The sequence below is a fragment of the Amycolatopsis sp. NPDC026612 genome (genome assembly GCF_040638285.1).
In the GTDB taxonomy this organism is placed as follows: domain Bacteria; phylum Actinomycetota; class Actinomycetes; order Mycobacteriales; family Pseudonocardiaceae; genus Amycolatopsis.
In genome coordinates this window covers 421044-444025 of the sequence record NZ_JBEZYB010000001.1, presented here as the reverse complement: position 1 = coordinate 444025, position 22982 = coordinate 421044, and the positions used below count along the sequence as shown (strand labels likewise).

Genomic DNA, 22982 nt, shown 5'->3' with positions numbered 1-22982 from the left:
TTCACGTCGCCGCCGCTTCCGCCGCGCCGACCAGGTTTTCCAGGCTGGCGCGGGGCATCCGGTCCAGGACGTCCACGACCACCCGCGGCGGCACGTCGCTCACCAGCTCCGCGCCCCGCGGCCCGGTCAGCACGAAGGCGAGTCCGCTGATCGCCTTCTTGTCCCGGCGCATCTGGCGGACCAGTACCGCCGGGTCGACGTCGTCGGGCAGGGCGGCAGGCAGGCCGTAGTGGCGGACGACGTCCCGGTGTTCGTCCACTCCGGGCTGGTCGATGCGGCCCAGTGCGCCCGCCAGCCGGCCCGCGAAGACCGTGCCGATGGCCACGGCTTCGCCGTGGCGCAGGGCGAAGCCGGTCGCGATCTCCAGCGCGTGGCCCAGCGTGTGGCCGTAGTTGAGCAGGTGCCGCAGCCCGGTGTCGCGCTCGTCCTGCGCGACGATGTCCGCCTTCAGGGTGACACTGGCGGCGATCTGCTCCGGCAGCGACAGCCCCCGGAGGTCCGGCGCGCCGATGAAGTGGCACCGGGCGATCTCGCCGAGGCCGTTGCGCACCTCCCGCGGCGGCAGGGTCGTCAGGTAGTCCGTGTCGCACAGCACCGCACTGGGCTGCCAGTACGCGCCGACGAGGTTCTTGCCCGCCGTCAGGTTCACCGCGGTCTTCCCGCCGACGCTGGCGTCGACCTGGGCGAGCAGGGACGTGGGCAGGTGGACCACGGCGACGCCCCGGTGGTACAGCGCGGCCGCCAGCCCGACGACGTCCGTGGTCGTGCCGCCGCCGCAGGAGACGACGACGTCGGACCGGGTGAGCCCGAACCGCGCGAACTCGCCGCACAATTCTTCCACTGTGGACAGACGCTTGTCGTGCTCGCCGTCGCGCGCCGGCAGCAGCAGGGTCTCGACCCCGGTGTCCGGCACCCAGTCCGCCGGGCGGGCCGACACGACCACGGCCCGCCGCGCCCCGAGCCGGCGGACGACGCCGGGCAGCGACGTCCGCACACCGGGGCCGACGAGCACGTCGTAGGAACGCTCCGCCAGGCGGACCGGGATCGTCGTCCTCACGGCGCCTTCTCCCGCGGCTCCGGCACGGTGCGGTACGGCAGGTCGGCGATCCGGGACACCGGCTCGCTGCCGTGGTGGAGGTACTCGCCGCCGTAGAAGAAGTTGAGGTAGGGGATGTAGTGGTGCTCGTACGCGGTCCTGCAGAGGCAGGCGAACTTCGCCAGCAGGCCGTCTTTTTCCGCCATCGTCGTGCCTTTCGCTTTCAGCTGAGCTCGCCGGACAGCACGCGGGCCACCAGCGTCCGGTGCTCGTCGTCGTCGGTGATCGTGCGCACCTGCTCGCGGCCGTCCCGAACCGTCAGGTACCGGCGCTGCCGCAGGAACACCTGGCCGTTCCCGAACGCCCGGCCGCACAGGGTTTCCTGGGTGTCGGTGCGGTTCGTGTCCCCCACGAGGGCCCGGAAGTTGTCCTCCAGCTCCTGCCAGTCACTCCACTGGCGGGGTTTCGTCGTGAACGTGTAGACGACGCCCCAGCGGGTGACCGCGCCCCGGCGTTGCAGCGCGTACCCGGCTTCGTGCTCCAGCAACCGGAATTGGCTGCCGTACTGGGTGTGCACGCCGGGCGACACCGGCAACGGCTCGAGGTAGGTGGGTCCGGGGTAGCCGACGTCCACGAGCCATTCGCCGTCGTCCAGGGTGACGAGGTTGAACATGTGCTCGATGTCGGTCCCGAAGGTCTCGCGGCCTTCGGTGGTGCTGCCCGCGAGCGGCGTGACGTCGTAGCCCAGTTCGCTCAGGAGCCGGTGGAACAGCCGGTTCAGGTGGTAGCAGGCGCCGCCGTGCCCTTCGGCGATGCTGGTCACGAAGACGTCGTCCTCGTCGAGGTCCACGACGTTGACGGCGTCACGGAGTTCGTAGGCGAGGCTGTTGTAGGGGATCGCCGTGAGGTGGCTCTTCTGCAACTTCCGCAGCGTCTCGAGGTCCACGCCGGTTTCCCCGCCGCAGCCGATCCGCTGGAGGTAGGTCTCCGCGTCGAACACGTTCGTCACCTTCTTTCAGAGGAGCTCGTTCAGGTGCGCGGCGAGCAGGGCCGGCGTCGGGTGGTCGAACACGATGCCGGGCGCGAGCTTGCGTTCGGTCAGAGCGCGAAGCCGGTTGCGCAGCTCGATGGCGGTGAGGGAGTCGAAGCCGATTTCGAACAGCCCCTGGTCCGGGTCGATCCGGTCGGCCTCGCGGTAGCCCAGCACCCCCGCCACCTGCGCTCGCACCGCGTCGAGCAGGACCTTCGCCCGCTCGTCCGGGGTGAGCCCGGCCAGCCGGGTGGCCAGCTTCTCGTCCACAGCGGACTTCGTGTGGGCCTGGTGCCTGCTCGCGCGGACCAGGCCGCGCAGCAGCTGCGGCACCTCGGTGCCGGCGGCCCGCAGTCCGCGCAGGTCCAGCCGGGCGGGCACCAGCGTGGCCTGCCCGGACGCGATGGCGGCGTCGAAGAGTTCCATGCCTTCCACGGGTTTCATCGCGACCAGGCCGCCGCGCCGGTTCATCCGGTCGCGGGCGGCCTCGTCGGTCCCCGCCGCCATGCCGCCGGTGGTCTGCTCCCACAGGCCCCAGGCCAGCGACTGGCCCGGCAGGCCGGCCGCTCGCCGGTGGGCCATCAGCCCGTCCAGGTACGCGTTCGCCGCGGCGTAGCTGCCGCTCCCGGCGCCCATGAACACCGCGGAAACCGATGAATAGACGACGAACGCGTCCAGCTCCAGGTCCCGGGTCAGCTCGTCGAGGTGCCGGGCCGCGGTCACCTTGGGCGCGAACACCTCGGCCAGCCGGTCCGGTGTCACCGTCCCGATCACCCCGGCGTCGGAGACACCGGCCGTGTGCACGACGGCGGCAGGCCGGTGCTCGGCCAGCAGGGACGCCACCTGCTCCCGGTCGGCGACGTCGCAGGCGGCGACGGTGACGTCCGCCCCGAGCCCGGTGAGGTCGGTGACCAGGTCCTTCGCGCCGTCGGCGTCCAAGCCCCGGCGGCTCGCCAGCACCAGCTGCCGGACGCCGTGCCGCTCCACCAGGTGCCGGGCCACCAGGCCGCCGAGCGACCCGGTGCCGCCGGTGATCAGCACCGGCCCCCGTGCCCCGAACACGGCGGGCGAAGCCGGCCGGGCGGCGCGGGCGAGGCGGGGCACGGAGAAGGTGGTGCCGCGCACGGCAAGCTGCGGCTCCCCGGTGGCCAGCACCGCACCCAGCGGCACTTCACCCAGCAGCGCGTCACCCAGCGGCACCTCGCCGTCGGTGTCCAGCAGGACGATCCGGTCCGGGTTCTCCGCCTGCGCGGCCCGGACCAGACCCCACACCGCCGCCCCGGCCGGGTCGGTCACCACACCGTCGCCGGCGGGCACCGCACCCCGGGTCACGATCGCGAGCTTCGACTCCTCCAGCCCGCCACCGGCGAGCCAGCACTGCACGACGTCCAGGACGCGGACGGTCAGCGCCAGCACCGGGTCCTCGTCGCCGGTGCGGCCGGTGGCTTCCATGACGGCCACCGCCGGGGCGGTGGTCACGCCGGACAGCACGTCGTCGGCCAGCGTCGCCACGTCTTCCGCGGTCGCCACCGCGACCCACGACGGCACCGGCGGCGGACTGTCCACCTGGGACAGTCGCGTCCAGTCGACCCGGTACAACGAGCCGGTGCCCGCCGCCGTCGCCAGCTGGTCGTCGGACACCGGACGGCCGACCAGGGCATCCAGCGTCACGACCAGGCCACCGGCCTCGTCCACGGCCTCGAGCGACAGGCTGTCCGGCTCGGGCTTGGCGACCCGCACGCGCAGCACCGAAGCACCGGCCGCGTGCAGCCGCAGCCCGTTCCACGCGAACGGCAGCCGCACCTCGTTCCCGTAGGACCCGGTGTCCGCCGCGGCGCTGACCATCGTCGAGTGCAGGGCCGCGTCCAGCAGCGCGGGGTGGATGCCGAACTTCCCGGCTTCCCCGCGGTGCGGTTCGGGCAGGGCGACCTCGGCGAAGGTTTCCTCGCCGCGCCGCCACACCGCCCGCACGGCCCGGAACGCCGGTCCGTACCCGTAGCCGACGTCGGCGAGCACGTCGTAGGCGCCGCTGATGTCCACGGGCTGGGCGCCGGGCGGCGGCCAAGCGGCGAAGTCGAACTCGGCGGTCCCCCGCGGCCGGTCGCCCGGGACGAGCACGCCGGTCGCGTGCCGGATCCAGGTGTCCGCGTCTTCGCGCAGCGAGTAGACGTCCACCGTGCGCGAGCCGTCCTCACCGGGGCCGCCGAGCGCGACCTGCACCCGGACCCCGCCGCGGCGGGGCACCACGAGCGGCGCCTCGATCACCAGCTCGTCGAGCACCGGGCACCCGGCTTCGTCACCGGCCCGCACGGCCAGCTCGACCAGCCCGGTGCCGGGCACGATCACGACGTCCCGGACGGCGTGGTCGGCCAGCCAGGGGTGCGATCGCAGGGACAGCCGCGAGGTGAAGACGAGGCCGTCGGACTGCGGCAGCGGCACGACCGCGCCGAGCAGCGGGTGGCCCGCGCCGGCGAGGCCGAGCGAGACGGCGTCGGTGGCGGCGGTCTCGTCGGGGCGGAGCCAGTAGTGCTCGTGGTCGAAGGCGTAGGCCGGCAGGTCCACCCGCGCGGGCGGCACCACCGTCGCCCAGTCGACCGCGACCCCGCGGACGAACAGCCCGGCCATCGACGTCAGCAGCCGCCGCAGGCCACCGTCGTCACGCCGCAGCGAACCGGCCACGACGGCGGCGGTGTCGTCGGTGAGCTCGGTGATCGGCTGCACCAGCACCGGGTGCGCGCTGAGCTCGACGAACACGCCGTGCCCCTGCTCGAGCAACGCGGCCACGGCCGGGCCGAACCGCACCTGGTTGCGCAGGTTCCGGTACCAGTAGCCGCCGTCGACGACCCCGGCGTCACGAATCCACCGGCCGGTCACGGTGGAGAGGAACGGCACCAGCGGTGCCCGGGCGTCGATCCCGGCCAGTGCGTCGGCGAGGGTCTCCTCGATGTCCTCCACGTGCCGGCTGTGGGAGGCGTAGTCCACCGCCACCCGCCGGACGCGGACCCCTTGGCCGGACACGGTTTCCAGCACTTCGTCGAGCGCCTCGGCGTCCCCGGCGAGCACCACCGACGACGGGCTGTTGACCGCCGCCACCTCGACCCGGCCGCCCCACGGCGCCAGCCGCGCGGTCGCGTCTTCTTCGCTCAGGGCCACCGAAGCCATGCCCCCGCGGCCGGACAGCTTCGCGGCGATCGCCTGGCTGCGCAGCGCCACGACCTTCGCCGCGTCCTCGAGCGACAACGCACCGGACACGCACGCTGCGGCGATTTCGCCCTGGGAGTGCCCGAGCACCGCGTCGGGTACGACCCCGGCCGACGACCACACCGCGGCCAGGCCGACCATCACCGCGAAGCACGCGGGCTGGAGCACGTCCACGCGGTCCAGGAGGTCCGCCTCGCCGCGCAGCACGTCGAGCAGCGGCCAATCGACCCACGGCTCCAGCGCGGCCGCGCATTCGGCGATCCGCTCGGCGAACACCGGGGAGGCGTCCAGCAGTTCCCGGCCCATGCCCGCCCACTGCGTCCCCTGGCCCGGGAACACCCACACGAGCTTGCCCGGCAGGCCGGCCGCGGGCACCCGGCCGGTGATCAGGCCCGGTTCGTCCTCGCGGCGGGCCAGCGCGGCGAGCCCGGCGCGGGCCTCCTCGGCCGAACCGGCCACCACGACCGCGCGTTCGCCGAACCGGGCCCGGCCGGCCAGGGCACCGGCCACGGCCGCGAGCGGCTCGGCGGAATCGTCCAGGAACGCGGTCAGCAGGCGTGCCTGGCCGGCCAGGGAACCGGCGCTGCGGGCCGAAACGACCAGCGGCACCACCCCGTCCGGCCGCTCGGCGACCGGCTCGATCCCGGCCGGCGCTTCTTCGATGATCAGGTGGGCGTTCGTGCCGCTGATCCCGAACGACGACACCCCGGCCCGGCGCGGACGGCCTTCGCGCGGCCACTCACGAGCCTCCGTCAGCAGCGAGACCGCCCCGGCCGACCAGTCCACCTGCGTGGTGGGCCGGTCCACGTGGAGGGTGGGCGGCATGACGCCGTGCCGCAGCGCCTGCACCATCTTGATCACCCCGGCGACCCCGGCGGCCGACTGCGTGTGCCCGAAGTTCGACTTCACCGACCCCAGCCACAACGGCTTTTCCGGGTCGCGGTCCTTCCCGTAGGTGGCCAGCAGGGCCTGCGCCTCGATCGGGTCGCCCAGCGCCGTCCCGGTGCCGTGCCCCTCCACGACGTCCACATCGGACGGGGCGAGCCCGGCGCCCGCGAGGGCCCGGCGGATCACCCGCTGCTGGGACGGCCCGTTGGGGGCGGTCAGGCCGTTGGACGCGCCGTCGGAGTTGACCGCGCTGCCGCGCAGCACGGCCAGGACCCGGTGCCCGCGCTCGCGGGCCACCGAGAGCCGCTCCAGCACGACGACCCCGGCGCCCTCGGCCCAGCCCGTGCCGTCCGCGCCGTCCGCGTAGGCCTTGCACCGGCCGTCGCCGGCCAGGCCGCGCTGCTTCGAGAACTCCACGAACGTGCCGGGCGTCCCCATCACCGTGACGCCGCCGGCCAGGGCCATCGAGCACTCGCCCTGCCGCAGCGCCTGCCCGGCCAGGTGCATCGCGACCAGCGACGACGAGCACGCCGTGTCGATCGTGACCGCCGGGCCTTCGAAGCCGAAGACGTAGGACACCCGGCCCGACACCACGCTCGAGGCGCCCGCCGTGCTCGCGTACCCCTCCAGTTCGGCCGCGGCCGCGCCCATCCCGTAGCCCTGGTTGGACACCCCGGCGAACACGCCGACGTCGGTGCCCTTCAACGAAGCCGGATCGAGGCCGGCGCCCTCCAGCGCCTCCCACGACGTCTCCAGCAGCAACCGCTGCTGCGGATCCATCGCCAGGGCCTCCCGCGGCGAAATCCCGAAGAAGCCCGCGTCGAACAGCCCCGCGCCCTCGAGGAAACCGCCCTGGCTGGTGTACGTCGTGCCGGCCGAGTCGGGGTCGTCGTCGAACAGGTTCTCCAGGTCCCAGCCCCGGTCCTCGGGGAAGGGCGAGAGCCCTTCGCGGCCCTCGCGCACCAGGCGCCACAGGCCTTCGGGATCCGTGACGCCGCCCGGCAGCCGGCACGCCATGCCGACGATGGCGATGGGCTCCCCGGCGTCCGCGGCGGCCGCGGCCACCGGGTCTTTCCCCGCCCGCCCGGCGCCCGCGACCGTGTCGCCGAGTTCGCCGTGCAGGTATCGAGCCAGCGCAACCGGCGCCGGGTAGTCGAAGACGAGCGTGGCGGGCAGCTTCAGCCCGGTCGCCTCACGCAGCCGGTTGCGCAGTTCCACCGACGTCAACGAGTCGAACCCGGCGTCCTTGAACGCCGTGTCGGCACGGACGGCTTCCGGCCCGGCGTGCCCGAGCACCAGCGCGACCTGCGCGCGGACGACGTCGAGCAGCAACGCTTCCTGCTCCGCCGGGGCGAGCGCGGCGAGCCGCCCGGCCAGCCCGTTGTCCACTGTGGACGCCGGGCGGGCCTGCTGCCTGCCGGGGCGGACCAGGCCGCGCAGCAGGTGCGGCACCTCCCCGCCGGCCCGGGTCTTGCGCAGGTCCAGCTTGACCGGGACGACCAGCGCGTGCGGCGCGTTCACCCCGGCGTCGAACAGGTCCATGCCCTCGGCGGGCGAGATGGCCAGGACGCCACCCCGGCTCGCCCGCGCCTGGTCCGCGCCGCCGAGGTGCGCGGTCATGCCGTCGGTCTGCGCCCACAGGCCCCAGGCCAGCGACGTTCCGGGCAGGCCCGCGGCCCGGCGGTTCGCCGCCACGGCGTCCAGGTAGGCGTTGGCGGCGGCGTAGTTGCCCTGGCCCGCGGAGCCGAAGACGCCGGACGCGGACGAGAACACGACGAAGGCGCCGAGGTCGAGGTCGCGGGTCAGCTCGTCGAGGTGCCGGACCGCCGTCACCTTGGGCGCGAACACCTTCGCCAGCCGCTCGCGCGTCAGCGATTCGAAGACGCCGTCGTCCAGCACGCCCGCCGTGTGCACGACGGCGGCCGGCCGGTGCTCGGCCAGCAGCGCGGCCACCTGGTCGCGCTCGGCCAGGTCGGCCGCCACCACGGCGACCTCGGCGCCCTGGGCGGCGAGGTCCGCGACCAGTTCGGCCGTGCCCTCGGCGGCCGGGCCCCGCCGGCTGACGAGCACCAGCCGCCGGACGCCGTGCCGCGCCACCAGGTGCCGGGCGGTCAGCACGCCCAGCGAGCCGGCGCCCGAAATCAGGACCGGCCCGTCCGGACCGAACGCGCCCGGAGCGGCCGCGGCCTCGGCGCGCGCCAGCCGGGGAGCCGTCAGCACGGTGCCGCGGACGGCGACCTGGGGCTCGCCAGTCGCCAGCACCGCACCCAGCGGCACCTCGCCGTCGGTGTCCAGCAGGACGATCCGGCCGGGGTTCTCCGCCTGCGCGGCCCGGAGCAAGCCCCAGACAGCCGCACCGGCCGGATCGGTCACGACGCCCTCACCGGCGGGCACCGCACCGCGGGTCACCACCACCAGCTGTGCGTCGTCCGCGGCGTCGGTGAGCCACGTCTGCACGGCTTCCAGCACCCGGCCGGTCAGCTCCAACGGCTCTTCGGCTCCGAAGGCTTCGAGCACCGTGCCCTGGTCCGCGGGTGCCTCCCCGGCCGGGGGCAGCTCGGTCCACTCCACGCGGAACAACGCGTCGACGTTCGCCGCCGCACCGAGCTGCTCGGCCGACACCGGCCGGGAGACCAGCGAGTCCGCCGTCACGACGAGACCGCCGTCCTCGTCCGCGGCTTCGACCGACAGCGCGTCCGGGCCGCTCGGGGCGAGCCGGACCCGCAGCGCCGACGCCCCCGCGGCGTGCAAGACCAGGCCGTTCCAGGCGAACGGCAGCACCGGCCGCCCGGGCTCCTCGGTCGTGGCGGCCCCGAGCATGCCCGCGTGCAGGGCGGCGTCCAGCAGTCCGGGGTGGATGCCGAACCGGGCCGCGTCCGCGCGCTCGTCTTCGGGGAGGGCGACCTCGGCGAACACCTCGTCGCCGCGCCGGTACACCGCGCGCAGGCCCCGGAAGGACGGCCCGTAGGTGTACCCGCGCTCGACGAGCTCGGCGTAGAAGTCCCCGACCTCGACGCGCTGCCCGCCGGGCGGCGGCCAGGTGGTGAAGTCGAAGGGTTCGTGCTTGGCGGGGGTGGCCGCCAGGAACCCGGTGGCGTGCCGGGTCCACACCTCCGCACCGGCGTCCTCGCGCAGGGAGTACACCTCGACGGTGCGCGAACCGGTCTCCCCCGGCGCGCCCACGACGACCTGGAGCCGGACTCCGCCGTGCTCCGGCACAGCCAGCGGTGCCTCGATCACCAGCTCCTCGAGGACCGGGCAGCCCGCCTCGTCCCCGGCCCGGACCGCCAGCTCGACGAGCCCGGTGCCCGCGACGAGCACCACCCCGCCGATGACGTGATCGGCCAGCCAGGGGTGCGACTTCAGCGACAGCCGCGAGGTGAAGACCAGGCCGTCGGACTGCGGCAGCCGCACCACCGCCCCCAGCAGCGGGTGGTCGGCCGCGACCTGCCCGAGCGAAGCCGCGTCGGTGGCCTGCGCGGCGGGCTGCAGCCAGTAGTGCCGCTGGTCGAAGGCGTACTTCGGCAGGTCGACCCAGCCGGTCGCGGGCGGCAGCAGCGCCGGCCAGTCGACGGCCACCCCGCGCACGGACAACTCGGCCACCGCGGCGATCAGCGCCGGTTCTTCCGGGCGGTCGTCCCGCAGCGCCGCGACGCACGTGGCTTCGCCCGCCGTCTCCTCGACGAGGGCGGTCAGCGCCGCCCCCGGCCCCAGCTCCACGAAGAGAGACCCGCCGTGCGCCACCGCGGTGGCGATCCCCTCGGCGAACCGCACCGGCCGCCGCACGTGCTCGGCCCAGTACCGCGGATCGGCGAGTTCGCCCGGTCCGGCGAGCCGCCCGGTCACGTTGGAGACCACCGGGATCCCGGGTTCGCGCCAGGTCACGCCGGCCAGCTCGGCGGCGAACTCCGCCAGCATCGGCTCCATCCGCGCGGAGTGGAACGCGTGCGAGACCTTGAGCTGCTTCGTCTTGTGGCCGCGCTCCCGCATCCGCGCGGCGGCCGCGAGGACCGCGTCTTCGACACCGGAGAGGACCACCGCCGAGGGACCGTTGACGGCGGCGAGTTCGACGCCCTCGCCGAGCAGCCCGGCGATCTCGTCCTCGGCCGCGGCGACGGCGACCATCGCCCCGCCCGGGGCCAGCGCCTGCATCAGGCGGCCCCGCGCCGCGACGATCCGGGCCGCGTCCGGCAGCGAGAACACCCCGGCCGCGTGAGCAGCGGTGATCTCCCCGATCGAGTGCCCGAGCACGACGTCCGGCCGGACGCCCCAGGACTCCACCAGCCGGAACAGCGCGCTCTCCACCGCGAACAACCCGGCCTGCGTGAACACCGTCTGGTCCAGCAGCCCGGTGCTCGCGGGCACTTCGCCCAGCACCACGTCCCGCACCGGGTGGCCGGCCCGCCCGGCCAGGCACACGTCCAGCTGCTCGCAGGCCTCGTCGAACGCCGTCGCGAACACCGGGTACCGGTCGTAAAGATCGCGGCCCATCCCGAGCCGCTGCGAGCCCTGGCCCGGGAACACGAAGACGACCTTGCCCGGCCGTCCCGAACCCGTCACCACGCCAAGCACGCGTTCCCCGCGCGCCACCGCGCGCAGCCCGGCCACCGCCTCCTCGTCCGAGCCGGCGACCACGACCGCGCGGTCACCCAGCAGCGCCCGGTCCGACAGCAACGCACCGGCCAGCCGCGCCCGTGCCACGCCACCGGCCTCGACGACGTCGGCGAGCCGACCGGCCTGAGCCGCCAAGGACGCGGGGCTGGCCGCCGACACGACCAGCGGCACGCAGCCCGCTGCCACCGGTTCGGCCGGGGCGGCTTCCGACGGCGGCGCCTCCTCCAGGATGAGGTGCGCGTTCGTCCCGCTGATGCCGAACGCGGACACCCCGCCCCGGCGCGGCCGGTCTTCGCGCGGCCACGCCCGGCCCTCGGTCAGCAGCTCGACCGCACCGGCCGACCAGTCGACCTCGGGGGTCGGCTCGGCGACGTGCAGGGTCGGCGGCATGGCACCGTGCCGCAGGGCCTGCACCATCTTGATCACGCCCGCGACCCCGGCGGCCGCCTGCGTGTGCCCGATGTTCGACTTGATCGAACCCAGCCACAGCGGCCGCTCGCGGCCCTGGCCGTAGGTCGCCAGCAGCGCCTGCGCCTCGATCGGGTCGCCCAGCGCGGTGCCCGTCCCGTGCGCCTCGACGATGTCCACATCGGACGCGACCAGACCGGCGCCGGCGAGGGCCTTGCGGATCACCCGTTGCTGCGCGGGCCCGTTCGGCGCGGTCAGGCCGTTGGAAGCGCCGTCCTGGTTGACCGCGCTGCCGCGCAGCACAGCCAGGATCCGGTGGCCGCGCTCCTGCGCCACCGAAAGCCGCTCGAGGACGAGCACCCCGGCGCCCTCGGCCCAGCCGGTGCCGTCCGCCGTCGAAGAGAAGGCCTTGGACCGGCCGTCGGCGGCCAGCACCCGCTGCCGGGAGAACGCCACGAAGGTGCCGGGTGTCGGCATCACCGTCGCGCCGCCGGCGAGCGCCATCGAGCACTCGCCCGCCCGCAGCGCCTGGGCGGCGAGGTGGATGGCCACCAGCGACGACGAACACGCGGTGTCGATCGTGACCGCCGGCCCTTCGAGACCGAACACGTAGGACACCCGGCCCGACGCCACGCTCGACGCCGCGCCGATGCCCGCGAAGGCCTCGAGGTCCGGCGTGATCGCCCCGGCGCCGTAGCCCTGGGTGAACACCCCGGAGAAGACCCCGACGTCGCTGCCCTTCAGCGAAAGCGGGTCGATGGCGGCATCCTCGATGGCCTCCCACGACGTCTCCAGCAGGACCCGCTGCTGGGGGTCCATGACCAGGGCCTCCCGCGGCGAAATCCCGAACAGGCCCGCGTCGAACAGCCCGGCGCCGCGCAGGAACCCGCCCTGGTCGGTGTAGGACGTCCCCGGGTGGTCGGGGTCCGGGTCGAACAGGCCGTCCAGCTCCCAGCCCCGGTCGTCGGGGAAGCCGGACAGGGCGTCGACGCCACCGGCCACGAGCCGCCACAGGTCGTCGGGCGAGGACACGCCACCCGGGAACCGGCACGCCATCCCGACGACGGCGAGCGGTTCGCCGGCGTGCCGGGTGCTTTGGGCGCGCAGGCTGTGCAGCTCGGCCGTGACGCGCTTGAGGTACTTGAGGAGTTTTTCGTCCGTGGCCATTCTCGGGTCCTCACAAAGGGTTTGCTGGAACGTCGGTCTCGAACCGGGGTCAGGTGAGGCCCAGCTCCTCGTCGATGAATTCGAGGACTTCGTCGGCGGAAGCGGATTCGAACCGGTCCGCCAGCGTGGCGCCGTCCGGACGGTCGAGCACCCCGTTGCACCGGGCCACCAGGCCTTGCAGCCGGAGCGTGAGACCGGTTTTCGTGGATTCGTCGAGGTGCAGATCGCCGATCAGCGCCTCGACGTCTTCGAGCCTGGCGTGCACCAGGGAAAGCGCGTCGTCGCCGGCACCGAGCTCGGCACGCAGGTGCCGGGCGAGGACCAGCGGGGTGGGGTAGTCGAAGGCGAGCGTCGCGGGCAGCTTCAGCCCGGTGCTCTCCCGCAGCCGGTTGCGCAGGTCCACCGAGGTGAGCGAGTCGAAACCGGCGTCCTTGAACGCCGTGTCCGGCCGGACCGCGTCGGGCCCGGCGTGCCCGAGCACCGCCGCGACCTGGTTCCGCACCAGCTCGACGAGCAGCGCCTCCTGTTCGGGCGCGGCCAGCCCGGACAGCCTGCCCAGCAGCTGGTTGTCCACTGTGGACGAGGTCTGCGCCTGCCGCCGTCCGGGCCGGACCAGCCCGCGCAGCAGGTGCGGCACCGCACCGCCGGCCCGCACCGCCCGCAGGTCGAGCTTGACCGGCACCAGCAGCGCGTGCGGCGCGCCCACCGCGGCGTCGAACAGGGCCATGCCCTCCGCCGCCGTGATCGGCCGGACCCCGCCGCGGCTCATCCGCGCCTGGTCGGCGCCGCCGAGGTGCGCGGTCAGGCCGGTGGCCTGCTCCCACAGCCCCCACGCCAGCGACAGCCCGGGCAGACCGGCCGCCCGGCGCTTCGCCATCGCCGCGTCCAGGAAGGCGTTCGCCGCGGCGTAGTTGCCCTGGCCGGGCGAACCGAACACGCCGGACCCCGACGAGAACACGACGAACGCGTCGAGGTCCCGGCCGCGGGTCAGCTCGTCGAGGTGGCCGGCCGCAGTGACTTTGGGCGCGAACACCGTGGCCAGCCGCTCCCGCGTCAACGTCCCGATGACGCCGTCGTCCAGCACGCCCGCCGTGTGCACGACGGCCGTCGGGCGGTGTTCGTCCAGCAGGGCGGCCACCTGGTCCCGGTCGGCGAGGTCGCAGGCGACGACGGACACGTCCGCGCCGTGTCCGGTGAGGTCGGTGACGAGGTCCTTCGCGCCGTCGGCGTCCAGGCCGCGCCGGCTGGCCAGCACCAGGCGCCGCACCCCGTGGTGCGTGACCAGGTGCCGCGCCAGGATTTCCCCGAGCACGCCCGCACCGGAGACGAGAACTGTCCCTTGTGGACTGAAAACGGACGCTGCGGGCGCGTCGGCACGGGCCAGGCGCGGGACGTACAGGGCCGCGCCGCGCACGGCGACCTGCGGCTCACCGGTGGCCAGCACCGCACCCAGCGGAACTTCGCCGTCGGTGTCCAGCAGGACGATCCGGTCCGGGTTCTCCGCCTGCGCAGACCGGACGAGACCCCAGACCGCCGCCGCGGCCGGGTCGGTCACCGGGCTGTCGCCGGCCGCCACTGCACCGCGCGTCACCACCACCAGCCGCTCCGCTTCGGGCTCGGTCAGCCAGGTCTGGAGCCTCTCCAGCACCCGGGAGGTCGCCGTCAGCGGGGACTCGCCGCCGGGAACCTCCAGCACGTCGGCGGCACCGTCGGCCGGTTGACCCGCTGGGAGTTCGATCCAGTTCACCTGGAACAGCGAGTCTTCGGTGGTGCGTGACTGCGCGATCGTCACCGGGCGCAGGGCAACCTCCTTCGCCGTGACGACCAGGTTGCCGGCGCCGTCGGCCGCTTCCAGGAATCCACCGGGCCCCAACCGGACCCGCAGCGTCGACGCTCCTGCGGCGTGCAACGTCAGGCCACGCCATTCCATGGGCTGCGACAGGTCGTCCGCACCGAGCAGGGCCGGGTGCAGGGCCGCGTCCAGGAGCGCGGGGTGGATGCCGAAGGCCCCGGCGTCCGCATCGTCGGGCAGGGAGACTTCGGCGAAGATCTCGTCGCCGGCCTGCCAGGTCGCCGGAACGCCGTCGATCGGCCGGGCACCCGGGGGCGGCCAGGCCGTGAAGTCGAATCCGCTGCTTTCGGACGGCGTCGCCGAGAGCGTGCCGGTGGCGTGCCGGGTCCATTCGTCGGTGGCGTCTTCGAGCTGGGAGTGCACTTCCAGTGGGCGCGCACCGGTCTCGTCCGGGCCGCTCACCGTGACCTGCACGCGGAGCGCGCCGCGTTCCGGCACCACCAGCGGCGTCTCGACGACGAGTTCGTCCAGCACCGGGGTTCCCGCCTCGTCACCGGCCCGCACGGCCAGTTCGGCCAGCGCGCCGGCGGGTACGACGAGGACGTCGCCGAGCGTGTGTTCGGCCAGCCACGGCTGGGATTTCAGCGACCACCGCGAGGTGAAGACCAGGCCGCCGGTCTGCGGCAGCCGGACCACCGGACCGGCCGCGTCGGTCGCGGTCTCGACGTACCGCAGCCAGTAGTGCCGGTGGTCGAAGGCGTAGGTCGGCAAGTCGACCCGGGCGGGCGGCACCATCGTGGCCCAGTCCACGGTGACCCCGCGGACGAACAGTTCGGCCATCGACGTCAGCAGCCGCCGCAGGCCGCCGTCCTCGCGCCGGAGCGTCCCGGTCACGACCGCGTCGGTGTCGTCGGCGAGCTCGCTGATCGACTGGACGAGCACGGGATGCGCGCTGACCTCGACGAACACCCGGTGGCCGAGGCCGAGCAGCTCGGCCACCGCCGGGCCGAAGCCGACCTGGTTGCGCAGGTTCCGGTACCAGTAATCGCCGTCCACGACCCCGGCGTCGGCAATCCAGTCGCCGGTGAGGGTGGAGTAGAACGGCAGCGTCGGTGCTTGGGCGTCGATCCCCGCCAGCGCCTCGGCCAGTGGCTCCTGGATGTCTTCGACGTGCCGGGTGTGCGAGGCGTAGTCCACTGCCACCCGCCGGACCCGGATCTCCTGGCCGGACAACGCTTCGAGGGCCTGGTCGAGGGCTTCGGCGTCCCCGGCGATCACCACCGACGACGGGCTGTTGACCGCCGCCACCTCGACCCGGCCGGCCCACGGCGTCAGCCGCGCGATCGCCTCTTCCTCGCTCAGCGCGACCGACGCCATCCCGCCGCGGCCGGACAGCTTCGCCGCGATCGCTTGACTGCGCAACGCGACCACCTTCGCCGCGTCCTGCAGCGACAACGCCCCCGACACACACGCCGCCGCTATCTCACCCTGCGAGTGCCCGAGCACCGCGTCCGGCACCACCCCGACGGACGACCACACCGCGGCCAGCCCGACCATCACCGCGAAACTCGCCGGCTGCACCACGTCGACCCGATCCAGCAGATCCGCGTCACCGCGCAGCACGTCCATCAACGACCAGTCGATCCACGGCTCCAGCGCGGCCGCGCACTCGGCGACCCGCTCGGCGAACACCGGGGACGCGTCGAGGAGCTCCCGGCCCATCCCGGCCCACTGCGAGCCCTGACCGGGGAAGACCCACACGACCTTGCCCGGCGCACCCGAGGCGGCCACCGTGCCGGTCACCACGTCGGAGGCGCTTTCGCCGCGCGCCACCGCGGCCAGCCCGGCTGTCGCCTCCTCGCGCGTGCCCGCCACCACGACGGCCCGGTCCCCGAACAGCGTCCGGCCGGACACGAGCGCACCGGCGATGTCGGAGAGGGACTCGTCGGACGCCTCGAGGAACGCGGTCAGCCGCCCGGCCTGACCCGCCAAGGCTCCGCGTGCCGAGACCACCAACGGCACCACGTCGGCGGACGGCGCTTCGGCGACGGGCAGCTCCTCCTCGGGTGCTTCCTCCAGGATGAGGTGCGAGTTCGTCCCGCTGATCCCGAACGACGACACCCCGGCCCGGCGCGGACGGCCTTCGCGCGGCCACTCACGCGCCTGCGTCAGCAACGAGACCGCCCCGGCCGACCAGTCGACCTCGGTGGACGGCCGGTCGACGTGCAGCGTCGGGGGCAGCACGCCGGCGCGCAGCGCCTGGACCATCTTGATCACGCCGGCCACGCCCGCGGCCGCCTGCGTGTGCCCGACGTTCGACTTCACCGAACCCAGCCAGAGCGGCTTCTCCGGGTCCCGGCCCTTCCCGTAGGTGGCCAGCAGCGCCTGCGCCTCGATCGGGTCACCGAGGGTCGTCCCCGTGCCGTGGCCCTCCACGGCGTCCACATCGGACGGTGACAGCCCGGCTTCGGCCAGCGCGGCGCGGATCACCCGCTGCTGCGCAGGACCGTTGGGCGCGGTCAAGCCGTTCGACGCACCGTCCTGGTTCACCGCGATGCCGCGCAGCACCGCCAGCACGCGGTGCCCGCGCTCCCGGGCGACCGACAGCCGTTCCAGCACGATGACGCCGACGCCCTCGGCCAGCCCCATCCCGTCGGCACTGTCCGCGAACGCCTTGCAGCGCCCGTCGGTGGCGAGGCCGCGCTGCCGCGAGAAGGACACGAAGGAACCGGGCTGCGCCATCACCATCGCGCCGCCGGCCAGCGCCATCGAACAGTCGCCCCGCCGCAGCGCCTGCGCGGCGAGGTGCATCGCCACCAGCGACGACGAACACCCGGTGTCCACGGTGACCGCCGGGCCCTCGAAGCCGAGGACGTACGACACCCGCCCGGACGCGATGCACGGCGCCGCGCCGGTGCCGACGAAACCCTCCAGCTCCGGCGCGACCACCCCGCCGCCGGCGCCGTAGCCCATGCTCGCCACGCCGGTGAACACGCCGACGTCGCTGCCCTTCAACGAAAGCGGGTCGGTGCCGGTGCGCTCGATGGCTTCCCAGGACGTCTCCAGCAGCAGCCGCTGCTGCGGGTCCATGGCGACGGCCTCCCGCGGCGAGATCCCGAAGAACCCCGCGTCGAAGAGGCCCGCCTCGTGCAGGAAGCCGCCCTGGTTCGTGTACGTCGTCCCCGGGCGGTCGGGGTCCGGATCGACGAGCCCGTCGACGTCCCAGCCCCGGTCGGCGGGGAACTCGGAGACGGCGTCGACGCCGCCGGCCACCAGCCGCCACAGGTCTTCGGGCGAGGCCACGCCACCCGGGTACCGGCACGCCATGGCGACGATGGCGATCGGCTCCCGCGCCTGCTCCTCGACCGCACGCAGCCGCGTGCGGGCGTCGCGGGCGTCGGCGATGGCCCGCTTGAGGTAGTCGCGGAGTTGTCCCTCGTCAGCCACTGAACTCAACTCCCAGAAGTCTCACGTGTACTCACTTTTCGGGGGTCCGGGTGGCGAAGCCCCCGGCCCGGGGCGGAGCCCCGGATGTCACAGCGGTTTCAGTCGAGGCTGTCGACGAGGGCGAACAGTTCCTCGTCGCTGGCCGTGTCGAGATCGTCGGACGGGTCCGGCCGGGCCTCGGCCGCCTCGGCCGCTTTCAGCAGTTCCCGCAGCCGCGCGGCGATCCGGTCGCCGTCCGGCCCGGACGCCGCGATGGCCGTCTCCAGACCGGCGAGGCCGGCCAGCACCGCATCGGCGGGGGACGCCTCCTCGACGGCGAGCTCCTCCCGCAGGTGCCGGGCCAGCACCAGCGGGTTCGGGTGGTCGAAGACCAGCGTCGCGGGCAGTTTCAGGCCGGTCGCCTCGCGCAGCCGGTTGCGCAGTTCCACCGACGTCAGCGAGTCGAACCCGGCGTCCTTGAACGCCGCTTCCGCGCGGACACCGGCAGCGTCGGCGTGCCCGAGCACGACGGCGACCTGACCGCGGACCAGGTCGAGCAGCAGGGCTTCCTGCTCCGCCGCGGCGAGCCCGGCCAGCCGGCGGGCCAGGCCACCGTCCTCGCCCGACGCCGCCCGCGCCGCCTGCCTGCCCACCCGGACCAGCCCGCGCAGCAGGTGCGGCACCGTGCCACCGGCCGTGGCGTCGGCCCGCACCTCGCGCAGGTCGAGCTCGATCGGCACCAGCAGCGCCTGCCCGGCCGTCAGCGCGGCGTCGAACAGCGCCATGCCCTCGGCGGAACCGAGCGCCCGGACGCCGCCGCGGCCCTCGCGCCTGCTCATCCGGGCCAGGGTGAGGTCGTCGATGGTGTCCGCCATGCCGGTGAGCTGTTCCCACGGGCCCCAGGCCAGCGAAAGCCCCGGCAGGCCCGCCGCGCGGCGGGCGGCCATCAACCCGTCGAGGAAGGCGTTGGCCGCCGCGTACCCGCCGCTGCCCGCGCCCATGAAGATCGAGGAGGCGGACGAGTAGACGATGAACGCGTCGAGGTCCAGCTCGCGGGTCAGCTCGTCGAGGTGGCCGGCCGCTGTGACTTTGGGCGCGAACACCTTGGCCAGCCGGTCCCGGGTCAGCGCCCCGGTGACGCCCGCGTCGAACACGCCCGCGGTGTGCACGACCGCGGTCGGCCGGTGCTTCCCGAGCAGCGCGGCGACCTGGCCCCGGTCGGCGACGTCGCAGGCGGCGACCGTCACCTCGGCGCCCTGGCCGGTCAGCTCGGCGACGAGCTCGGCCACGCCCTCGGCGTCCCGGCCGCGCCGGCTGGCCAGCACCAGCCGCCGCACGCCGTGCCGGGTGACCAGGGCGCGGGCCGCGAGCGCACCCAGCGTCCCGGCTCCGGAGACCAGGACCGTCCCGTCCGGACGGAACGCGATGGGCGCGCCGGCCGGCTCGGTGACGCGGGCGAGCCGTGGCACGGAGAAGGTGTTGCCGCGCAACGCGAGCTGCGGCTCACCGCTCGCCAGCACCGCACCCAGCGGCACCTCGCCGTCGGTGTCGAAGAGGATGATCCGGTCGGGGTTCTCCGACTGGGCCGCCCGGACCAGGCCCCAGACCGCGGCGCCGGCCGGGTCGCTCACCACGCCGTCGCCGGCGGGCATCGCGCCCCGGGTCACCACCACCAGACGCGCTTCTTCCAGCGCGTCGGCGAGCCACGCCTGCACGGTTTCCAGCACCCGGCCGGCCAGGTCCAGGGGCTCCGCACCGAAGGCTTCGAGCACCTCGACCCGGTCCGGCGGCACCGCACTGCCCACACTGTCCACAATGGTCACTTCGGGCCAGTCCACGCGGTACAGCGAGCCGGTGCGCTCGGTGTCCAGCTGGTCGAGGGCGACCTCGCGCAGGACCAGCGAGTCCATCGTCAGTACCGGAGCGCCGGTCTCGTCGGCGGCCTCGACCGACAGCGCGTCCGGTCCGCCCGGCGCGACCCGCACCCGCAGTCCCGCGGCCCCCACGGCGTGCAGGGCCAGCCGGTTCCACGAGAACGGCATCACCGACTTCCCGGGTTCGCCGGACGCGGCCGCGGCGATGGTCCCGGTCTGCAGGGCCGCGTCGAGCAGGGCGGGGTGGAGGCCGAACTGCCCGGCGTCCTCCCGGTGGTCCTCGGGCAGGGCGACCTCGGCGAACACCTCGTCACCGCGCTGCCACACCGCCCGCACACCCTGGAACACCGGGCCGTAGGCGTACCCGCGCTCGCCGAGGTCGGCGTAGAAGTCGCCGATCTCGACCCGCCGGGCGCCCGGCGGCGGCCACGCGGTGAAGTCGAAGCCGGGGCGACCGGCGGGCGTCGCCGAGACCGTGCCGGTCGCGTGCCGCGTCCACCCCTCCTCGCGCTGGGAATGGATGTCCACCGTGCGCGAGCCGCTCGGGTCCGGGCCGCTCACCGTGACCTGGACGTTCACTCCGCCCTGGCCGGGCAGGACGAGCGGCGCCTCCGTCACGAGTTCGTCCAGCACCGGGCAGCCGGCCTCGTCACCGGCCCGGACGGCCAGCTCCACCAGCCCGGTGCCGGGGAAGAGCACGACCCCGCCGATGGTGTGGTCGGCCAGCCACGGGTGCGTCCGCACCGACAGCCGGGAGGTGCACACCAGGCCGTCCGACTGCGGCAGCGGCACGACCGCGCCGAGCAGCGGGTGCCCCGCCGCAGCCTGGCCGAGCGAGACGGCGTCCGCCTGCGCGGCCGGCCGGAGCCAGAAGTGCTGGTGGTCGAAGACGTACGTCGGGAGCTCCACCCGCGCGGGCGGCACCATCGTGGCCCACGCCACCGGGACGCCGCGGACGAACAGTTCGGCCATCGACGTCAGGAGCCGGCGCAGGCCGCCGTCGTCACGCCGCAGCGTCCCGGTCACGACCGCATCGGTGAGCTCGCTGATCGGCTGCACCAGCACCGGGTGCGCGCTGACCTCGACGAACACCCCGTGTCCCTGCTCGAGCAAGGACGCCACGGCCGGGCCGAACCGCACCTGGTTGCGCAGGTTCCGGTACCAGTAATCGCCGTCGACGACCCCGGCGCCGGAGATCCGGTCCCCGGTGACGGTCGACCAGAACGGCACCACCGGCGCCTGCGCCGCGATCCCCGCGAGGGACCCGGCGAGCGTGTCGCGGATGTCCTCGACGTGCCGGGTGTGCGAGGCGTAGTCCACCGCGACCTGGCGGACGCGGACGCCGTCCCCGGCCAGTACCTCCAGAGCCTCGTTCAGCGCCTGGGCGTCCCCGGCGATCACCACCGAGGCGGGGCCGTTGACCGCGGCCACTTCGACCCGGCCCTCCCACAGCGCCAGCCGGGCGTTCGCCTCGTCTTCGCCCAGCGCGACCGAGGCCATCCCGCCCCGGCCCGAGAGCTTCGCCGCGATCGCCTGGCTGCGCAACGCGACCACCTTCGCCGCGTCGTCCAGCGAGAGCGCCCCGGACACGCACGCCGCGGCGATCTCGCCCTGCGAGTGACCGACCACCGCGTCCGGCCGCACCCCGGCGGACTCCCACACCGCGGCCAAGCCGACCATCACCGCGAAACAAGCCGGCTGCAGCACCTCGACCCGCGCGAGATCACCCTCGCCACGCAGGACGTCGAGCAACGACCAGTCCGTCCACTGGTCCAGCGCGGCCGCGCACTCCTTGATCCGCTCGGCGAACACCGGCGAGGAGTCCAGCAGCTCCCGGCCCATCCCGGCCCACTGCGTCCCTTGACCCGGGAACACCCAGACGACCTTGCCCGGCTTGCCTGCGCTCCCCGTGACGACGCCGGGCGCGGCCTCACCGCGGGCCAGCGCGTGCAACCCCGCCCGGGCTTCCTCGTCCGAACCGGCCACGACGACGGCGCGCTCGTCGAACCGCGCGCGCCCGGACGCCAGCGCACCGGCGAGCTGTGCCGCCGGAACACCCATCCCGGCCAGCCGGCCGGCCTGCCCGGCCAGGGAACCGGTGCTGCGCGCGGAGATCACCAGCGGCACGACGCCGCCGGAGACCGGGGCCTCCGGCGCGATTTCCGCCGGCGCCTCCTCGATGATCAGGTGCACGTTCGTCCCGCTGACGCCGAACGAGGACACCCCGGCCCGGCGCGGCCGGTCCGCACGCGGCCACTCGCGCGCCTCGGTCAGCAGCTCCACCGCGCCTTCGGACCAGTCCACCTGCGAGCTGGGCTCGTCCACGTGCAGGGTCGGCGGCATGACGCCGTGCCGCAGCGCCTGCACCACCTTGATCACGCTCGCCACGCCCGCGGCCGCCTGCGTGTGCCCGATGTTCGACTTCAGCGAGCCGAGCCACAACGGCTTGTCCCGCCCTTGTCCGTAGGTGGCCAGCAGGGCTTGCGCTTCGATCGGGTCGCCCAGCGTCGTCCCGGTGCCGTGCGCCTCGACGAGGTCCACATCGGACGGTTCGAGCCCGGCGCCGGCCAACGCCGCCCGGATCACGCGCTGCTGCGACGGCCCGTTCGGAGCGGTCAGGCCGTTGGAGGCGCCGTCCTGGTTCACCGCGCTGCCGCGGAGCACGGCGAGGACCCGGTGCCCGCGCTCGCGCGCCACCGAGAGCCGCTCCAGCACCAGCACGCTGACGCCCTCGGCCAGCACCATGCCGTCGGCCCCCGAGGCGAACGCCTTGCAGCGCCCGTCGGCGGCGAGTCCGCGCTGCCGGGAGAACACGACGAACGAGTCGGGGCCCGACATCACCATCGCGCCACCGGCCAGCGCCATCGAGCAGTCGCCCTGCCGCAGGGCCTGCGCGGCCAGGTGCATCGCGACCAGAGAGGAGGAGCACGCGGTGTCGATCGAGACCGCCGGTCCCTCGAACCCGAAGACGTAGGACACCCGGCCCGACGCCACGCTCGACGCCAGCCCGGTGCCCGCGAAGCTCTGCATCTCCGGGGCCGCCAGGCCACCGCCGTAGCCGGAGCCGCCCGCGCCGGTGAACACGCCGACGTCGGTGCCCTTCAACGAAGCCGGGTCGAGGCCGACGCGCTCCAGTGCCTCCCACGACGTCTCCAGCAGCAACCGCTGCTGCGGGTCCATGGCCAGCGCTTCCCGCGGCGAGATCCCGAAGAAGCCCGGGTCGAACAGCGCCGCGTCGTGGAGGAAGCCACCCCGGTCGGTGTAGGACGTGCCGGTGTGGTCCGGGTCCGGGTCGAACAGGGTGTCCAGGTCCCAGCCGCGGTCCTGGGGAAACCCCGACACGGCGTCGCCGCCCTCGGCCACCAGCCGCCACAGGTCGTCGGGCCCGGTGACGCCACCGGGCAGCCGGCACGCCATGCCGACGATGGCGATCGGTTCGCCTGCCGCGTCGAGGAGCTGCCGGTTCCGCTTCTTCAGCGTGCCGGCCTCTTCCAGCGACTTCCGCAGCGCCTCGACGACCTTTTCATACGACGCACTCACCACGTT

At 74.4% G+C, this 22982-nt stretch carries 6 protein-coding genes; all 6 read right to left on the bottom strand.

Annotated features, from left to right (window positions below; translation table 11 throughout):
* Window position 1: 1 nt before the first annotated feature.
* Entirely contained in the window at window positions 2–1057 is a 1056-nt protein-coding gene (locus AB0F15_RS02145; RefSeq protein WP_360263767.1) for a 3-dehydroquinate synthase family protein, read from the bottom strand.
* Window positions 1054–1242, bottom strand: a complete 189-nt coding sequence (locus AB0F15_RS02140; protein ID WP_360263765.1) for a hypothetical protein — start codon at window positions 1240–1242, stop codon at window positions 1054–1056. Before AB0F15_RS02140 ends, AB0F15_RS02145 begins: the two co-directional genes overlap by 4 nt.
* 17 nt (window positions 1243–1259) lie before the next feature.
* Entirely contained in the window at window positions 1260–2045 is a 786-nt protein-coding gene (locus AB0F15_RS02135) for an arylamine N-acetyltransferase (protein ID WP_360263762.1), read from the bottom strand.
* 6 nt (window positions 2046–2051) lie between these two features.
* The gene (locus AB0F15_RS02130) at window positions 2052–12344 is read right to left on the bottom strand and encodes a type I polyketide synthase (protein WP_360263760.1); all 10293 of its coding nucleotides are present in this window, start codon (window positions 12342–12344) and stop codon (window positions 2052–2054) included.
* Between the two features lie 49 nt (window positions 12345–12393).
* Complete coding sequence (locus tag AB0F15_RS02125; RefSeq protein WP_360263862.1) at window positions 12394–17583, bottom strand: beta-ketoacyl synthase N-terminal-like domain-containing protein; 5190 nt, start codon at window positions 17581–17583, stop codon at window positions 12394–12396.
* A gap of 98 nt (window positions 17584–17681) precedes the next feature.
* Complete coding sequence (locus AB0F15_RS02120; protein ID WP_360263757.1) at window positions 17682–22979, bottom strand: type I polyketide synthase; 5298 nt, start codon at window positions 22977–22979, stop codon at window positions 17682–17684.
* Between the last annotated feature and the right edge of the window lie 3 nt (window positions 22980–22982).